Below are 16,780 nucleotides of genomic sequence, written 5' to 3'. Positions count from 1 at the left end.
GGCGGCCCCCACCGGCCGGAGTGCGGCCCGGCCAGTGCGAACCGGGCGAGCGGCGGCTAGTCCAGCAGTTCGTCGATGCCGATGGTGAGGCCCGGCCGGTGCCGTACCGCGCGCACGGCCAGCAGCACGCCGGGCATGAACGAGGACCGGTCGAGCGAGTCGTGCCGGATGGTCAGCGTCTCGCCGGTGGTGCCGAAGAGCACCTCCTGGTGGGCGACCAGGCCGGCGGCGCGGACGGCGTGCACGCGTACCCCGTCGATGTCGGCGCCCCGCGCGCCCGGCACCTCGTCCGCGGTCGCGTCCGGGACGGGCCCGAGGCCGGCGGCGGCGCGGGCGGCGGCGATGCGGCGGGCCGTGTGGGTGGCGGTGCCGCTGGGGGCGTCCAGCTTGCGCGGGTGGTGCTGCTCGATGATCTCGACGCTCTCGAAGTGCCGGGCGGCCTTCGCGGCGAACTGCATCATCAGCACCGCGCCGATGCCGAAGTTGGGGGCGATCACCACGCCGACGCCGGGCTTGCGCTCCAGCCAGCCGCGCACCCGCTCGATCCGCTGCTCGGTGAAGCCGGTCGTCCCGACCACCGCGCTGATGCCCTGGTCGATGCACCAGTGCAGGTTGTCCATGACGACGTCCGGCGTGGTGAAGTCGACGACCACCTCGGCACCGGCATCGGAGGCGTTGAACAGCCAGTCGCCCTGGTCGACCATCGCCACCAGGTCCATGTCCCCGGCCGCGTCGACCGCCTTGCACACCTCGACGCCCATCCGGCCCCGGGCACCCAGCACGCCGACCCGGATCGGCTCGTCCAGGCCCTTCTCCTGCTCGTCAGTCACGGGGCACAACCTATCCCAATCGGGACGCCCTCATCCGCCGGGACCGCCCACCGTCCCACCGTCCCGGTGAGACACGGAATGCGGCGAGTCGCGGTGTCACGGGATCCGGACCCCGCGACTCGCCGCAGCCGGTGACCGGGGGCAAGGCGGTCGGGGTCAGGCGGCGAAGTCCCGCTCGCCGAACGGGCCGACCACCGCGAGGGACATCGGCCGGCTGAGCAGCTCGGCGGCGAGGGCGTTGACGTCGTCGAGGGTGACCGCGTCGACCCGGGCGAGCAGTTCGTCCACCGGCATCAGGTCGCCGTAGAGCAGCTCGCCCTTGGCCAGCCGGCTCATCCGCGAGCCGGTGTCCTCCAGCCCGAGCACGAACGAGCCCTTGCTCATCCCCTTGCCCCGGGCCAGCTCCGCCTCGGTGATCCCGTCGGCGGCCACCCGGGCCAGCTCCGCGCGGGTCAGGCTCAGCACCTCGTCCACCTTGCCCGGCGCGCAGCCGGCGTAGACGGCGAACAGGCCGCTGTCGGCGTACTGGCTGGCGTAGGAGTAGACCGAGTAGGCCAGGCCGCGCTGCTCGCGGATCTCCTGGAACAGCCGGCTGGACATGCCGCCGCCGAGGACGTTGTTGAGCACACCGAGGGCGAAGCGCCGGTCGTCGGTGCGGTCGATGCCGGGGCAGCCCAGGATGACGTGCGCCTGCTCGGTCTCCTTCGGCTCGACCAGGGTGGTGGCCGGCTTCGTGCGTACCGTCGGGGTGGCCGGACGGTGCGCGGCCGGCGCGGCCGGGTCGGTGTCCAGCGGGGTGCCGCGCAGGGCCTGGCGGACCAGCTTGACCACGGCGGCGTGGTCGAGGTTGCCGGCGGCCGCGACGACGATCTGCGGCGCGGTGTAGCGGCGGCGGTAGAAGCTCTGGATCTGCCGCCGGGTCATCGGGGTGACCGTCTCCTCGGTGCCGGAGATCAGCCGGCCGAGGGGGTGGTCGCCGTAGACGGCGCGGGCGAAGAGGTCGTGCACCTCGTCGCCGGGCTCGTCGTCGTGCATGGCGATCTCTTCGAGGATGACGCCGCGCTCGGTCTCCACGTCGGCGGCCTCCAGCACCGAGTCGGCGACCAGATCGCACATGACGTCGATGGCCAGCGGCAGGTCCTCGTCCAGCACGCGGGCGTAGTAGCAGGTGTATTCCTTGGTGGTGAAGGCGTTGGTCTCGCCGCCCACCGCCTCGATCTCGGAGGAGATCTCCAGCGCGCTGCGCTTGTGCGTGCCCTTGAAGAGCAGGTGCTCCAGGAAGTGCGCGGCGCCCGCCTGCGGGCCGGTCTCGTCGCGGGAGCCGACCGCCACCCAGATGCCGAACGAGACGCTGCGCATCGCCGGGATCGCCTCGGTCAGCACGCGCAACCCGCTGGGCAGCACGGTACGGCGCACCGTGCCGCCGAGCGGATCGTCACTGAGCGTACGGGTGACCGCCCGGGCGGGCGCGCCGGACCTGGCAGGCTGCGCCTCGGCGGCGTGCCGGACGGGGCCGGACGGTCCCACCCCCCGTCGAGCCGTGGGAAAGGACGAACGCCGGGCCCGACTCACGAAGACCTGCTCTCCATACGACGAGGGGATGAAGTGGTACGGGGATACGAACCGGCCGGGTGACGACCACGTCGTCACCCGGCCGGTCACCGATCAGCTGTGCCGGGTCCGGCGACGCGGGCGCTGCTCGCCGCCCTCGCCACCCTCGCCGCCACCCTGGCTGCGCTCGCCACGCTCCGGGGACCGGGCACCCCGGTCGCCGCCGCGCTCGCCCCGGTCACGCGGACCCCGGTCGCCGCCACGGTCACGGCCGGCCGGACGCTCGCCACCGGCGGCCTCGCCGGCGGCCGGCGCCTCGGCGCCCTCCGGGCGGACCTTGTCCAGGTAGATCTTGCCGCGGGCGTCGACGTCCGCGATCTCCACCTCGACCTTGTCGCCGACGTTGAGGAAGTCCTCGACCTTCTCGACCCGCTTGCCGTCGCCCACCTTGGAGATGTGCAGCAGGCCGTCACGGCCGGGCAGCAGCGAGATGAAGGCACCGAACGCGGCGGTCTTGACCACCGTGCCGAGGAACTTGTCGCCGACCTTCGGCAGGGTCGGGTTGGCGATCGCGTTGATCCGGTCGACCGCGGCCTGGGCCGACGGGCCGTTGGTCGCGCCGACGTAGATCGTGCCGTCGTCCTCGATGGAGATCTCGGCGCCGGTCTCGTCCTGGATGGCGTTGATGGTCTGGCCCTTCGGGCCGATCACCATGCCGATCTTGTCGACCGGGATCTTGACGGTGGTGACCCGCGGCGCGTAGTCCGACATGGTGGCCGGACCCTCGATCGCCGACTGCATCACGTCGAGGATGGTCTGCCGGGCCTCGTGCGCCTGCTGGAGCGCGGCGGCCAGCACGTCCGACGGGATGCCGTCGAGCTTGGTGTCGAGCTGCAGGGCGGTGACGAACTCCCGGGTGCCGGCGACCTTGAAGTCCATGTCGCCGAACGCGTCCTCGGCGCCGAGGATGTCGGTCAGCGTCACGTACTCGGTCTTGCCCTCGACCTCGTCGGAGATGAGGCCCATGGCGATGCCGGCGACCGGCGCCTTCAGCGGCACACCGGCCGAGAGCAGGCCCAGCGTCGAGGCGCAGACCGAGCCCATCGAGGTGGAGCCGTTGGAGCCGAGCGCCTCGGAGACCTGCCGGATGGCGTACGGGAACTCCTCGCGCGCCGGCAGCACCGGGATCAGGGCCCGCTCGGCGAGCGCGCCGTGGCCGATCTCGCGCCGCTTCGGCGAGCCGACCCGGCCGGTCTCACCGGTCGAGTACGGCGGGAAGTTGTAGTTGTGCATGTACCGCTTGGACTTCTCCGGGGAGAGGGTGTCCAGCGACTGCTCCATGCGCAGCATGTTCAGCGTGGTGACGCCCAGGATCTGGGTCTCGCCCCGCTCGAACAGCGCCGAGCCGTGCACCCGCGGCAGCACGCCGACCTCGGCGCTCAGCGGACGGATGTCCCGCGGGCCGCGGCCGTCGATGCGGACCTGCTCGCGCAGCACCCGGTTGCGGACCTCGGACTTGGTCAGCGAGCGGAAGGCGGCGCTGAGCTCCTTCTCCCGGCCCTCGAAGCGGCCACCGAGCTCCTCGGCGACCTTGGCCTTGACCCGGTCCAGGGCCTCCTCACGGTCCGCCTTGCCGGCGATCTTGAGGGCCTCGGCGACGTCGGCGCGGGCCAGCTCGGCCACCGCGTCGTACGCGTCGTCCTGGTAGTCCAGGAAGACCGGGAACTCGGCGACCGGCTTGGCGGCCACCTCGGCCAGCTCGCTCTGCGCCCGGCACAGCTCACGGATGGCCGGCTTGGCGGCCTCCAGGCCGCTGGCGACGACCTCCTCCGTCGGGGCCGGGGCGCCGTCGGCGACCAGCTTGACGGTGTGCTCGGTGGCCTCGGCCTCGACCATCATGATCGCGACGTCGCCGTCCGGCAGCGCGCGGCCGGCCACGACCATGTCGAAGGTGGCCCGGGCCAGCTCCTCGTGGGTCGGGAAGGCGATCCACTGGCCGTCGACGTGCGCCATCCGGGTGGCCCCGATCGGGCCGGAGAACGGCAGGCCGGAGAGCTTGGTCGACATCGAGGCGGCGTTGATCGCCACGACGTCGTACGGGTGCTGCGGGTCGAGCGCGAGGATGGTCTCGACGACCTGGACCTCGTTGCGCAGGCCCTTGACGAACGACGGGCGCAGCGGCCGGTCGATCAGCCGGCAGGTGAGGATGGCGTCCTCGCTGGGACGACCCTCGCGGCGGAAGAACGAGCCGGGGATGCGGCCCGCGGCGTACATCCGCTCCTCGACGTCAACGGTGAGCGGGAAGAAGTCGAACTGCTCCTTCGGGTGCTTACCGGCGGTGGTGGCGGAGAGGACGACCGTCTCGCCGAGCTGGGCGACGACGGAGCCGGCGGCCTGGCGGGCCAGCCGGCCGGTGGAGAACGTGATCTCGCGGGTGCCGAAGGACCCGTTGTCGATCACGGCGGTGCGGGATTCGGTGCCGAGGTTGGTCTCGGTCATGTGCTGTGGTGCTCCTTCGCGTCGTGGGCCCACGACAACGGGAGCTGCTCAGACGGCCGGTCTTCGATCGAAGCGCCCGGGTGGCCGGCGTGATGCCGGGGTGCCCGGGGGCCACTACCGGAGACCGGTACGCTGACCGGCTCCCTGTCGGGTGGTCGCGCGGCCCTTTTCTTCTTCATACCGGAACGGGGGAGCGGCCGCAGGCCACTCCCCCGTCACGTCATCGGCGCAGGCCGAGCCGCTCGATGAGCGACCGGTAGCGGTTGATGTCCTTCTTCTGGACGTAGTTGAGCAGCCGACGGCGACGGCCGACCAGCAGCAGCAGCCCACGGCGGCTGTGGTGGTCGTGCTTGTGCACCTTCAGGTGCTCGGTCAGCTCGGCGATCCGCTTGGTGAGGACCGCGACCTGCACCTCCGGCGAACCGGTGTCGCCCTCGGCGGTCGCGTACTCCGCGCGGATCTTGGCCTTGGCTTCCTGGTCGAGCGCCATGTTCTCCCTGTTTCGTGGGTTGTTCGATGATGTCCGTCGGACCGGTCGGGGACCGGGAGACGGACCGGTTCCTCGCACCCGCGGCGTCGTGCAGGCACGCGAGGCCCCACGTCGGTCAGCCGACGTCCCCGCCAGACTACCAGCCCACGGCGGGCGTACCCGGTCAAGGGCGGCGCGGCGGTCGTGGGAGCGCGCTCAGCCGAGCACCCGGCGGGTCCGCTCGACGTCCTCGGCGATCTGCGCCAGCAGCGGCTCGATCGCGTCGTACCTGCGCTGTTCGCGCAGGTGGGCGACGAAGTCCAGGGCGAGTCGCTCGCCGTACAGGTCGCCGGAGAAGTCCAGCGCGTACGCCTCGACCCGGCGCTCCCGGCCGGAGAAGGTCGGGTTGGTGCCGACCGACACGGCCGCCGCCAGCGGCGGGTGGCCGCGGCGGATCAGCCGGGCGGCGTACACGCCGTCGGCGGGGACCGCGGTGTACCGGTGGGTCAGCAGGTTGGCGGTGGGGTAACCCAGCTCACGTCCGCGCTGGTCGCCGCGGACCACCACCCCCTCGACCCGGTGCGGGCGGCCGAGGGCCGCGGCCGCGGCGGCCACGTCACCCGCCGCGACGCAGGCGCGGATGTACGTCGAGGAGAAGACGGTCCCCGCCTCGGCGACCAGCGGCGCCCCCTCCACGGCGAAGCCGAAGGCCCGGCCCAGCCGCTCCAGCAGGGCCACGTCGCCGGCCGCCCGGTGCCCGAAGCGGAAGTTGTCCCCGACCACGACCAGCGTGGCGTGCAGGTGCTCGACCAGGATGTCGTGCACGAACGCCTCGGCGGGCAGCCGGGAGAACTCCGGGGTGAACGGCACCACACAGAGCGCGTCGACGCCGAGCGTCTCGATCAGCTCGGCCTTGCGGGCGGGCTCGGTCAGCACCGCGGGGTGCGAGCCGGGACGCACCACCTCGGCGGGGTGCGGGTCGAAGGTGACCACCACCGACCGTACGCCCAGCTCCCGGGCCCGGGCGACGGCGTGCCCGATGGTCGCCTGGTGCCCCTTGTGCACGCCGTCGAAGACGCCGATGGTGACGACCGAACGCCCCCACCCACCGGGCACCGCGTCGTAGCCCCGCCACCGCTGCATGTCTCTCCTCCCCGCCGGCCGACGACCGGCCGGCGACCACCCGTGGCTGTCAGGCCGGGGCGAGCACGATCTCCGCGCGGGCCCGGCCGTCCCGCTCGCTGACGATAGCGATCACGCCCCCGTCGGGACCGAACACGGCGTACGGCCCGGCGATGCCGACCGCGTCGAGGGGCCCGCCGTGGGAGAGCACCTTCGCCTCGTCGGCGCCGGCGTCCCGACGCGGGAAGTACCGGTCGGCGGCGGCGTCGAGCGGCAGGTTGACCACGTCGGGCGCGCGCTGTTCCAGCTCGTCGAGGGTGGCGGCCTCGGCCAGGGTGAAGTTCCCGACCGCGGTGCGGCGCAGCGCGGTGAGGTGCCCACCCACCCCGAGGGCCAGGCCGGCGTCGCGGGCGATGGCCCGGATGTACGTCCCGGACGAGCAGGTCACCTCGATGTCGACGTCGACCACGTCGGGGGTGTCCCGGCGGACGGCGCGCACGTCGAGGCGGGAGACGGTGACCCGACGGGCGGGCAGCTCCACGCTCTCCCCCTCGCGCACCCGCTTGTACGCCCGCTGCCCGTCGACCTTGATGGCGCTGACCGCGCTGGGCACCTGGTCGATCTCGCCCCGCAGCGCGACGAACGCCCGGGAGACCGCCTCGTCGGTGAGCTGCCCGGCCGGGGTGGTGGCGATCACGTCGCCCTCGGCGTCGTCGGTGACCGTGGCCTGCCCGAGCCGGACCGTGGCCGTGTAGCTCTTGCCGGCGCCGATGACGTACGTGAGCAGCCGCGTCGCCCGGCCCACCCCGATCACCAGCACCCCGGTGGCCATCGGGTCGAGGGTGCCGCCGTGCCCCACCCGCCGGGTCCTCGCCAGCCGACGGATGCGCGCCACCACGTCGTGCGACGTCATGCCGCCGGGCTTGTCCACCACGATCAGACCGTCAGTGCTCACGACCGCCAAGCCTGCCAGACGGGGTCGCGGCGGCCGCCACCGCACGGCACAATGCGCGCGTCCCTCTTCGACCCAGGAGTCCGCGTGACCAACCCGCCGTCCCACGAGCACCGCGCCCGGGTCGACCTGCCCGAGTGGATGCGCAACCCGGAGCCGCCGCGCCGCACCCCGGGCCGGCTGGCCTCGGACCTGGTCGACCGCACTCCGGGGCTGCGGGAGCTGCGGCGGACGGTGTGGCGGTGGCAGGCGCACCGGCGGTTCAGCGAGCGGCACCCGGTGCTGTCCGCGCTCGTGTCGTTCGCGTTCGTGGCGGCGACGGCGACGGTCCTGATCGCGGGGGCGATGTACCTGTTCGGCCGGATGCGCGAGGGGACCCTCTGAGCTGTTGTGACGTCACGAACGGCGGGACGGACGGCGGCAGGCCCGGAGAACGGGACAGCGCGGCGGAGTCGGCGATGCGACGATCGAGCGCCACACCCCTCGTCAGGAAGCGTCCGATGACCGACGACACGAGCCCCACTCCCGCCGACGCCCCGGCCGTCCCCACCGACACCCCCGACCGGCTCCGTGTCGCCGCTGCCGACGAGCCGGTCCGGCTGCCGTCCTGGATGGGCGCGACCGGGACGGAGCAGGAGCTGACCGGTGCGGAGCACCGACGGCTGACCTGGGCGCGGCACCGAGGCAAGCTCGTCGTCGCGTTCCTCGCGGCGGTCGCCCTGCTCCTGGTCGTGCTGGTGATCGTCGTCGGCGCCGACGTGGTCCGGCAGATCCGCTGAGGCGACGCCGCCGCCGGCCGCCGCCACGTCGACACCGAGTGTCAGCGGACCGCGCCGACCACCGCCCACCCGCCGGAGCGCAGCCGCAGCAACAGGGCGGCCAGCCGGAGCACCACGAACAGGGTGAGCCCGGCCCAGATGCCACCGAGCCCGAGGTCCAGCCCGTAGGCGAGCCAGATCGCCGGCAGGAAGCCGCCGAGCGCGGCCACGATGGTCAGGTTGCGCAGGTAGCGCACGTCCCCTGCGCCGATCAGCACGCCGTCGAGGGCGAACACCACTCCCGCGAGGGGCTGCATCGCCACGAACCAGGGCCAGGCGACCATCGCCTGCTCCCGTACCTGTGGGTCGGAGCTGAACACCGACGGCACCACGCCGGCGCCGGCGGCGATCAGCACGGCGAAGCCGACACCGCAGACGCCGCCGAGCAGCGCGAAGCGGCGGGCCAGGGCACGCGCCCCGGCGGCGTCGCCGGCGCCGAGCGCGGCGCCGATCAGCGCCTGGGCGGCGATGGCGAGGGCGTCGAGGACCAGGGCGGTGAAGAACCACAGTTGCAGCGCGATCTGGTGCGCGCCGACGGCGGCGGCCCCGAACCGGGCCGCCACGGCGGTGGCGGAGAGGAAACTCGCCTGGAACGCCAGGCCCCGGACCAGCAGGTCGCGGCTGAGCACCAGTTGCTGGCGGATCAGCCGGGGCCGGGGCCGCAGCGACACCCGCTCGCGGACCAGCGCCGCGGCGAACAGCCCGCCGGAGATGGTCTGGGCGACCGCGTTGGCCACCGCCGAGCCGACCAGGCCGAGCCCGGCCGGGTAGACCAGCAGCGGGCAGAGCAGCGCGGAGAGCAGGTTCGGCGCGAGCACGAAGAGCAGCGGGCGGCGGGTGTCCTGGATGCCGCGCAGCCAGCCGTTGCCGGCGGCGGCGACCAGCAGGCCGGGGGCGCCGAGGGCCGCGATCCGCAGCCACTGCGCGGCCGCGCCGGCCACGTCGTCCCCACCACCGGCGAGGGTACGCGCCAGCGCCCCACCGCCGACCTGCATGCCGAGCGCCACCAGCACGCCGACCGCGAGGGCGAGCCAGGACGCCTGGACCCCCTCGGCCACCGCCGCCGCCCGGTCGCCGGAGCCGAAGCGCCGGGCCGCCCGTCCGGTTATCCCGTACGCCAGCACGGTGCCGAGCCACGCGGTCAGGGTCATGACGGTGCCGCCCACCGCGAGCGCGGCCAGCGGCACCCGGCCGAGGTGCCCGATCACGGCGGTGTCGACCAGCACGTAGAGCGGTTCGGCGGCGAGCACCACCAGGGCGGGCAGGGCGAGGGCGGCGATCCGGCGCGGGGGCGCCATGGCGGTGGCGGACTGACTCATCGCCGCCGATCCTGGCACACCCGCAGTAAGGCCCGCAAGCACGGCCGATGCTTACAGTCAGCGGCCCCGGAGGGCGGGCGGGGCCGGGGTCAGGCGACGGGCAGGGATTCGAGCCAGCGGCCGACCTGCCGCCGGCTGCGCAGTCGTACCACCGGCAGTGCCGGGGCGTGCGCGGAGACCGCCGCGAGGACCCGGGGACGGGACCGCCGGGGATACTGCGAGACGTAGCGGATGAAGTCCAGGTCGAGCCGCTCGGGGCAGCCGTCCGGGAGGTCGGGGCGACCGGCGGCACGGGGGTCGGCACGGCGACGGACGACCCGGGCGAGGCAGAGCGGCCAGGGCGGGTCGACCAGGACGAGCAGGTCGGCCCTGGGCAGTCGGAGGTCGAGGGTGCCGGCGTAGTTGCCGTCCATCACCCAGCGCTCGCGGGCGGCCAGCGCGGCCACCTCGGCGCGGAAGTCCGCGGGGTGGGCAGCGGTCCAGCCGGGTCGCCAGTAGTGCCGGTCGAGGTGGATCAACGGGAGGTCGAGCCGGCGGGCGACGGATCGCGCGAGCGTGCTCTTGCCGGCTCCGGAGTTGCCGACGATCAGGATCCTGCGCACCGGCCGACGGTACTGCCGGGGACGGCTCCGGCGCACCGGGCGAGGCCCGCCGGGGGCGACTGTCGTCAGGCCGACCTGCCGCGCCGGACGAGGGCGGGCCGGGCGAAGGCGGGCCGGACGAGGGGCGGTGACGTCGTCGACGCGGACGTCGGCGGCGTCACCGCCGGTCGGCCAGGGTCACTGACGGGTGTCCATCGAGGTCTGCAGGGCGCGCCGCATCTGCTCGCGCGCCTCGTCGGTGGTCTCGGTCTTGGGCTTGCCGGCCATGGGAGTGTCCCTTCCAGGGTGCGGGCCGTCACGGCGACGGCCCTACGGGCGGTCCTGCTGAGCGCCGGGCAGCGGTCCGGGGTCACCGGAGCGGCTCGCCTGGCAGCGTGAGCCCGGGTCGATCGACCCTGGGGGGAGGCGGCGCCGGGTGTGGCCCCACCGCCCATGACCAGCGCCGCGAAGCGCCGGCCCGCTCCCAAATTAACGTTCACTTTCCACATGCTGCCCACTGTTCCCGTCATCTGGACAGCACGGATTTACCTGCGTGTGATCGGTATCGGCCGGACACGACGGCACCCGCCGGCAGCGACGACCGCGACGACGCGTGACGACGGCGCAGGGATCCCCGTCCGCCGTGGGCCGGGTCGGTCAGGCGAGCGTGGACGGGCGGGACGGCGGGGCGGGACCGGTCAGCGGGCCAGGAAGTGCCAGCCCAGCCACCACCAGAAACCGAAGACGCCGATCCGCCCCACCGGCACCGGGCCGACCTCGTACCGCATGACGTAGGCGCAGATGTCGGCGAGCGACGGCACCCGGGAACCCGGACGGCGGGCCAGCACCTCCAGCACGGCCAGCAGCAGCAGCGCGGCCAGGAAACCGACGATGGCGACCGCCCGCATCATCGCCGCACCAGTCCCCAGAAGGCGGCCAGCCAGCCGAACCAGGCGGCAGAGCGCACCAGCTCGTCCTCCAGGAACGGGTCGGCCAGCCGGGAGAAGGTGGGGAACTCGTCGCCGGCCGACAGCACGAACGTCGCGCCCTCCAGCACCCCGAAGACGGCCACCGGCAGCACCCACCAGACGGCGCCCCGGCCGAGCCGGGCCGGGGCGGGGCGCCGGGGCACCCGGTTGCCGAGCCCCAGCCAGATCAACGCGCCACCGGTGCCCAGGGTCCACAGGTTGGCCTGCGTCGAGAAGGAGGGCAGTTGCCCGCCGACCAGGGAGAGGCAGGCCAGCACCGGCACGGTGACCACCGGACGGTCCCAGGCGCGGGGCGCCTCGACGGTGAGGTCGTGGGGCTGCTCCATCCTCCGATTCTGCCCGCGCTCACCCGGCACGGAAAGGCCGACACCCCCGCCGGAGATCAGGAACCGGTCAGCGCGCCGTCCAGCTCGGCCCGGATCCGGCCGAGCACCTCCTCCGCGCTCCCGCGCCCGGTGAACCCGGCGGCGAACCGGTGACCGCCGCCGCCCAGCGCGATCGCCACCCGGCTGACGTCTACCGCGCCCTTGCTCCGCATGGAGACCGCCCACTCGTCGAGGCCGACCTGCTTGAGCACACAGGCCACGTCGGCCTCGGCGGTGCACCGGACGGAGTCGATCAGGGACTCCAGCACGTACGGCTGCTGCTCGTGTCGGGCCAGATCGTCCAGGGTCGCGTACGTCCAGACCAGCCCGTGCCCGGCGGCGGCCGCAGGGTCGATACGGGCCCGGCCCAGCGCCTCGCCGAAGAGCCGCACCGCCCCGAACGGCCGGGTGTCGAAGACCCGCCGGGAGATGTCGCCCGGCCGGATGCCGGTGGCCAGCAGCCGGGCGGCGAGCTGGTGCACGGCGGGGGTGGTCGCCTCGAAGCGGAACGACCCGGTGTCGGTGGTCAGCGCGACGTAGAGGCAGGTGGCGGTGTCCGCGTCCAACGGCACGTCGAGTCGGGCCAGCAGTTCCTCGGCGACGACCGAGGTGGCCGCGGCCCGCGGGTCCACCAGATGGATGCGCCCGAACCCGGTGTTCGAGGCGTGATGGTCCAGCACCAGCGCCTCGCCTGCGGTGTCGAGCCGGTCCACCAGCTCACCCAGGCGCGACTCGCTCGCCGCGTCGAAGCACACCACCAGGTCCGGATCGGGGTACGCGTCGACCGCCGGCACCAGCAGGTCGGCGAGGCCGGGCAGCCAGCGGAGCGGCTCGGGCACCTCCGGCGGGCCGGGGAAGGTCGCCTGGAGCCGTCGTACGCCCAACCGGCGCAGCCCGAGCGCGAAGCCGAGCATGCTGCCCAGCGCGTCGCCGTCGGGGTTGACGTGACAGATCAGCAGCACCCGGGCGTCGGCCGGCAACCGGCGTACCGCCGCGACCGCGGCGGCCCAGTCGTCCTCGGTCGGGCCGGTGGACGTCGCCGCGGGGAGCAGCCCGCCGGCCGCGCCCGGGGCGGTCACCGCCGGTCCGTGGCGGGCCGGGTGTCCTCGTCGTCGTCGACCTCGTCGTCGTCCTCGTCGACCCGGTACGGCTGGGCCTCACCGGCGTACCGGGCGTTGGCGGCGAGCCGCTGCACCTCGGCGTCGGCGTGGCGGGCCTGGGCGAGCAGGTCGTCGATGTGCTTGACCTGGTCCTGCACGTCGTCGAGGACGAAGGTCAGGGTCGGCGAGTGCCGCAGCCCGAGCGCCTTGCCGACGGTGCTGCGCAGCATGCCCTTGGCGCTCTCCAGCGCGGCGGCGGTGCTGGCCTGGGCCGCCGCGTCGCCGAGCACGGTGTAGAAGACCGTGGCGTCGCGCAGGTCGGCGGTGATCCGGGCGTCGGTGATGGTGATCATCCCGAGCCGGGGGTCCTTGATCTGGCTCCGCACCACCGACGCGACCAGTTCACGGATGCGCTCCGCGTGCCGGCGAACCTTGGCCGGATCCGTCATCTCCCCCACCTCCAGGGCATCCTGCTCCCGGCCGGCACGACGGCGCCGGGCACCGCCGGGCCCGACCGCCCAACACCTCGAACACTACCCGCGCGCCCGGTGCGGTCGCGCGCCGCCGCCCGGGGCGGCGGCCACCCGCGCACCCACCCACCCCGACCCGCCCCCTTGCGATGATCAAGAAGTTCGGGTACGCCGCACGGCGTGTCCCGTACGCGAACTTCTTGATCACCGACGTGGGGGCGGGCGGTGTGAGGAGCGGAGCGGCGGGACGGCGGGGTCAGTCGTCCTCGCCGTGCAGGCGGCGGCGCACCGACAGCAGCTCGGCCTCGGGGCGGCCGGCCACCAGGCGCTCGCAGGAGTCCAGCACCTCGCGCACGTGCGACGCCTCGGCGGCCACCACGGCCACCCCGATCTGGGCCCGACCGTGCAGGTCGAGCGCTCCCACCTCGGCAGCCGACACCTCGAAGCGGCGCAACGCCGCCACGATCGGCCGTACGTACGATCTCTTGGCCTTGAGCGACCTGCTGTCGCCCGGCAGCAGCAGGTCGAAGACTGCGGTTCCGGTGAACATCGCCCCGGACATTACGGTCGCCCCCAGACACGATCAAGGGGTTTACGCCGAACGGCGTAAACCCCTTGATCACTGTGTCAGCACCGGATCAGGCGCGCGGCTTCTCCCGCATCTCGAAGGTCTCGATGATGTCGCCGACCTGGACGTTGTTGTAACCGCCCAGCGTCAGACCACACTCGAAGCCCTCGCGGACCTCCGTCGCGTCGTCCTTGAACCGCTTGAGGGAGCTGATCGTGAGGTTGTCCGCCACGACCGAGCCGTCCCGCAGCAGCCGCGCCTTGGCGTTGCGGCGGATGATGCCGGACCGGACGATACAGCCGGAGATGTTGCCGACCTTGGACGAGCGGAAGACGTCGCGGATCTCCGCGCTGCCCAGCTCGACCTCCTCGTACTCCGGCTTGAGCAGACCCTTGAGCGCGGCGTCGATCTCCTCGATGGCCTGGTAGATGACGGTGTAGTACCGGATCTCCACGCCCTCGCGGTCGGCGATCTCGCGGACCTTGTTGGCGGCCCGCACGTTGAAGCCGATGATCGTGACCGCCTCGGACGAGGCGCTCGCGAGCATGACGTCGCTCTCGGTGATCGCACCCACGCCCCGGTGGATGATCCGAAGCTGGACCTCCTCCGGGATGTCGAGGTTGAACAGCGCGTCCTCGAGGGCCTCCACCGAACCGGAGACGTCGCCCTTGAGCACCAGGTTGAGCGAGGTCTTCTCGCCCTCCTTGAGCTGCTCCATGAGCGTCTCGAGAGTCGCCCGGCCACGGGAGTTGGCGAATGCCGCCGCCCGCCGCCGTGCCTGCCGCTGCTCGGCGATCTGGCGCACCGTGCGGTCGTCCGCGGCGGCCAGGAAGGTGTCACCCGCACCCGGCACCGCGGTCAGACCGAGCACCAGGACCGGACGGGCCGGACCGGCCTCGGCGACCTGGTTGCCGTTCTCGTCGAGCATCGCCCGGACCCGGCCGTGCGCCCCACCGGCGACGATCGAGTCGCCGGCCCGCAGGGTGCCCTTCTGCACCAGCACGGTCGCCACCGCACCACGGCCCTTGTCCAGGTGCGCCTCGATGGCCACACCCTGCGCCGGCCCGTCGATCGGAGCGGTGAGCTCCAGCGACGCGTCGGCGGTGAGCAGGACCGCCTCGAGCAGGTCGTCGATGCCGATGCCCGGCTTCGCCGCCACGTTGACGAACATGGTGTCGCCGCCGTACTCCTCGGCAACCAGGCCGTACTCGGTCAGCTGCTGGCGGACCTTGTCCGGGTTGGCCTCCGGCTTGTCGACCTTGTTGACCGCCACCACGATCGGCACCTCGGCCGCCTTGGCGTGGTTCAACGCCTCGATCGTCTGCGGCATGACGCCGTCGTCGGCCGCGACCACCAGCACCACGATGTCCGTCACCTGGGCACCACGGGCACGCATGGCGGTGAACGCCTCGTGACCCGGGGTGTCGATGAAGGTCACCGCGCGGTCCTCGCCCTCGTGCGGCACGTGGACCTGGTAGGCACCGATGTGCTGGGTGATGCCACCGGCCTCGCCGGCCACCACGTTCGCCTTGCGGATCGCGTCGAGCAGCTTGGTCTTACCGTGGTCGACGTGACCCATGACGGTCACCACCGGCGCACGGCTGACCAGGCGGTCCTCCGCGACCTCGGCGTCGAGGTCGATGTTGAACTGCGCGAGCAGCTCGCGGTCCTCGTCCTCCGGGCTGACGATCTGCACGTCGAAGCCGAGGTGCTCACCCAGCAGCAGCAGGGTCTCGTCGGAGCAGGACTGGGTCGCGGTGACCATCTCGCCCAGGTTGAACATCTCCTGGACCAGCGAACCCGGGTTGGCGTTGATCTTGTCGGCGAAGTCCGACAGCGAGGCGCCACGGGACAACCGGACGACCTGACCCTGACCCCGGGGAGCACCCGAGCTCATGGTCGGAGCCGACAGGTTGTCGAACTCCTGTCTGCGCTGCTTCTTGGACTTGCGGCCACGGGTCGGCCGACCACCCGGACGCCCGAAGGCACCCGCGGCGCCGCCGCCACGGCCACGACCGCCACCACCGGGACGACCACCGCCACCGGCCGGAGCGCCCGGACGGAACCCGCCGCCCGGAGCACCGCCGCCGCCACCGGGGCCGCCACGGTAGCCACCGCCACCGGCACCGCCACCGGGACCGCCGCGGAAGCCACCGCCACCGCCGCCGCCACCGGGACCGCCGCGGAAGCCACCGCCACCGCCGCCGGGACGACCGGCGCCGCCACCGGGTCCACCACGACCGCCACCGGGGCCGCCGGGGCGACCCGTGGTGGGCCGCTGGCTCGGCATCGAGGCCGGGCTGGGCCGCGGCGGCATGGAGGCCGGGCTGGGCCGCGGCGGCATGCCCGCCGGGCTGGGACGGGGACCGCCGGCGGCCGGGGGCCGCTGCTGCTGGCCGCCCTGGATGCCGAACGGGTTGTTGCCGGCGCCGCGCGCCGGCGGACGACCACCCGGACGGGCGTTCGGGCCCGGGGCCGGTGCGCCGGGACGACCGGCGGCCGGGGAACCCGGGCGGGGCGGCATCGCGCCCGGACCCGGACGCGGGCCGGGACGCGGGCCACCCTCGGTCGGGGGCTCGCGCCGGACGTTCTCCCGCTGCTGCTGGCGGGCGGCCTGCGCGGCCTTGACCGCGGCCTCCTGCTCAGCCTTCAGCGCGGCGGCGCGCGCCTCGGCGGCCGCCACCTCGATGTCGTGTGCGCTCGCCGGCTTGGCGACCGGGGTCACCGGCTGCGGCGGGCCGGGAACCGGGCCCTTGGGCTTCGGCCCGGGGGTCGGCGCGGCCGGCCGCCGGGGCGGCATCGGCTTGGCCGAGACCCGGGGGGCGCCCGGGGCCGGGGACGGCGTCGGGGTCGGTGCCGGGCTCGGGGCGGCCGCCGGAGGGGCGGACGGCGCCGAGGTGCCGGCGGACGCGACGAATGCGCCACGCAGCCGTCGGGCGACGGGCGCCTCGACGGTGCTGGACGCGGACTTCACGAACTCGCCCATCTCCTTGAGTTTGGCGAGAACGGTCTTGCTTTCGACCCCGAGCTCTTTTGCCAGCTCGTGTACGCGGGCCTTACCTGCCACTGCACTCCTCACTCCGAGGTCGTGCGGGCAGCACCCGCAGCGACCTCACTCGTGCACTTGAAGCCTGGTCATTTCAGGGA

Annotated in this window: 16 protein-coding genes; 2 read left to right on the top strand and 14 right to left on the bottom strand. The window is 73.7% G+C overall.

What is annotated here, in order from left to right; genetic code table 11:
* Positions 1-56 precede the first annotated feature (56 nt).
* The 6 genes from dapB to truB all read right to left on the bottom strand — a co-directional run bounded on the left by dapB (position 57) and on the right by truB (position 7,426).
* Positions 57-830, bottom strand: a complete 774-nt coding sequence (gene dapB, locus GA0070614_RS23350; protein ID WP_088977972.1) for a 4-hydroxy-tetrahydrodipicolinate reductase — start codon at positions 828-830, stop codon at positions 57-59.
* 156 nt (positions 831-986) lie between these two features.
* Positions 987-2,357, bottom strand: coding sequence for a M16 family metallopeptidase (locus tag GA0070614_RS23345; RefSeq protein ID WP_088977971.1), 1,371 nt, complete (start codon positions 2,355-2,357; stop codon positions 987-989).
* A 138-nt stretch (positions 2,358-2,495) separates the two neighbouring features.
* The gene (locus tag GA0070614_RS23340) at positions 2,496-4,880 is read right to left on the bottom strand and encodes a polyribonucleotide nucleotidyltransferase (RefSeq protein WP_088977970.1); all 2,385 of its coding nucleotides are present in this window, start codon (positions 4,878-4,880) and stop codon (positions 2,496-2,498) included.
* Positions 4,881-5,100: 220 nt separating this feature from the next.
* Complete coding sequence (gene rpsO / locus GA0070614_RS23335) at positions 5,101-5,370, bottom strand: 30S ribosomal protein S15 (protein ID WP_043962418.1); 270 nt, start codon at positions 5,368-5,370, stop codon at positions 5,101-5,103.
* Positions 5,371-5,565: 195 nt separating this feature from the next.
* Complete coding sequence (locus GA0070614_RS23330; RefSeq protein ID WP_088977969.1) at positions 5,566-6,492, bottom strand: bifunctional riboflavin kinase/FAD synthetase; 927 nt, start codon at positions 6,490-6,492, stop codon at positions 5,566-5,568.
* Between the two features lie 49 nt (positions 6,493-6,541).
* Positions 6,542-7,426, bottom strand: a complete 885-nt coding sequence (gene truB / locus GA0070614_RS23325; RefSeq protein WP_088977968.1) for a tRNA pseudouridine(55) synthase TruB — start codon at positions 7,424-7,426, stop codon at positions 6,542-6,544.
* Between the two features lie 84 nt (positions 7,427-7,510).
* Here truB and GA0070614_RS23320 point away from each other — a divergent pair, with 84 nt between their 5' ends.
* Positions 7,511-7,807, top strand: a complete 297-nt coding sequence (locus GA0070614_RS23320) for a hypothetical protein (RefSeq protein WP_231933366.1) — start codon at positions 7,511-7,513, stop codon at positions 7,805-7,807.
* A 116-nt stretch (positions 7,808-7,923) separates the two neighbouring features.
* On the top strand, positions 7,924-8,202 hold the full coding sequence (locus tag GA0070614_RS23315; protein WP_088977966.1) for a hypothetical protein: 279 nt from the start codon (positions 7,924-7,926) through the stop codon (positions 8,200-8,202).
* Positions 8,203-8,243: 41 nt separating this feature from the next.
* On the opposite strand, the gene GA0070614_RS23310 is transcribed toward GA0070614_RS23315, so the two are convergent.
* From GA0070614_RS23310 to infB, 8 genes are all read right to left on the bottom strand, one after another.
* On the bottom strand, positions 8,244-9,560 hold the full coding sequence (locus tag GA0070614_RS23310) for an MATE family efflux transporter (RefSeq protein WP_088977965.1): 1,317 nt from the start codon (positions 9,558-9,560) through the stop codon (positions 8,244-8,246).
* A gap of 89 nt (positions 9,561-9,649) precedes the next feature.
* On the bottom strand, positions 9,650-10,162 hold the full coding sequence (locus GA0070614_RS23305; RefSeq protein ID WP_231933365.1) for an AAA family ATPase: 513 nt from the start codon (positions 10,160-10,162) through the stop codon (positions 9,650-9,652).
* A 677-nt stretch (positions 10,163-10,839) separates the two neighbouring features.
* Positions 10,840-11,049, bottom strand: a complete 210-nt coding sequence (locus tag GA0070614_RS23300) for a DUF6186 family protein (protein WP_172892621.1) — start codon at positions 11,047-11,049, stop codon at positions 10,840-10,842.
* Positions 11,049-11,456, bottom strand: coding sequence for a hypothetical protein (locus GA0070614_RS23295; RefSeq protein ID WP_088977963.1), 408 nt, complete (start codon positions 11,454-11,456; stop codon positions 11,049-11,051). Before GA0070614_RS23295 ends, GA0070614_RS23300 begins: the two co-directional genes overlap by 1 nt.
* Before the next feature lie 56 nt (positions 11,457-11,512).
* Positions 11,513-12,574, bottom strand: a complete 1,062-nt coding sequence (locus tag GA0070614_RS23290; RefSeq protein ID WP_408630704.1) for a DHH family phosphoesterase — start codon at positions 12,572-12,574, stop codon at positions 11,513-11,515.
* Positions 12,571-13,044 (bottom strand): 30S ribosome-binding factor RbfA, encoded by a 474-nt coding sequence (gene rbfA, locus GA0070614_RS23285; protein ID WP_088977962.1) that lies wholly within the window; start codon positions 13,042-13,044, stop codon positions 12,571-12,573. Before rbfA ends, GA0070614_RS23290 begins: the two co-directional genes overlap by 4 nt.
* Positions 13,045-13,321: 277 nt before the next feature.
* The gene (locus tag GA0070614_RS23280) at positions 13,322-13,615 is read right to left on the bottom strand and encodes a DUF503 domain-containing protein (RefSeq protein ID WP_088977961.1); all 294 of its coding nucleotides are present in this window, start codon (positions 13,613-13,615) and stop codon (positions 13,322-13,324) included.
* An 88-nt stretch (positions 13,616-13,703) separates the two neighbouring features.
* On the bottom strand, positions 13,704-16,700 hold the full coding sequence (infB, locus tag GA0070614_RS23275; protein ID WP_088977960.1) for a translation initiation factor IF-2: 2,997 nt from the start codon (positions 16,698-16,700) through the stop codon (positions 13,704-13,706).
* Positions 16,701-16,780 lie beyond the last annotated feature (80 nt).

Origin of the sequence: Micromonospora coxensis, assembly GCF_900090295.1 — a bacterium.
Classification (GTDB): domain Bacteria; phylum Actinomycetota; class Actinomycetes; order Mycobacteriales; family Micromonosporaceae; genus Micromonospora; species Micromonospora coxensis.
This window is presented reverse-complemented; position numbering and strand designations above follow the sequence as displayed.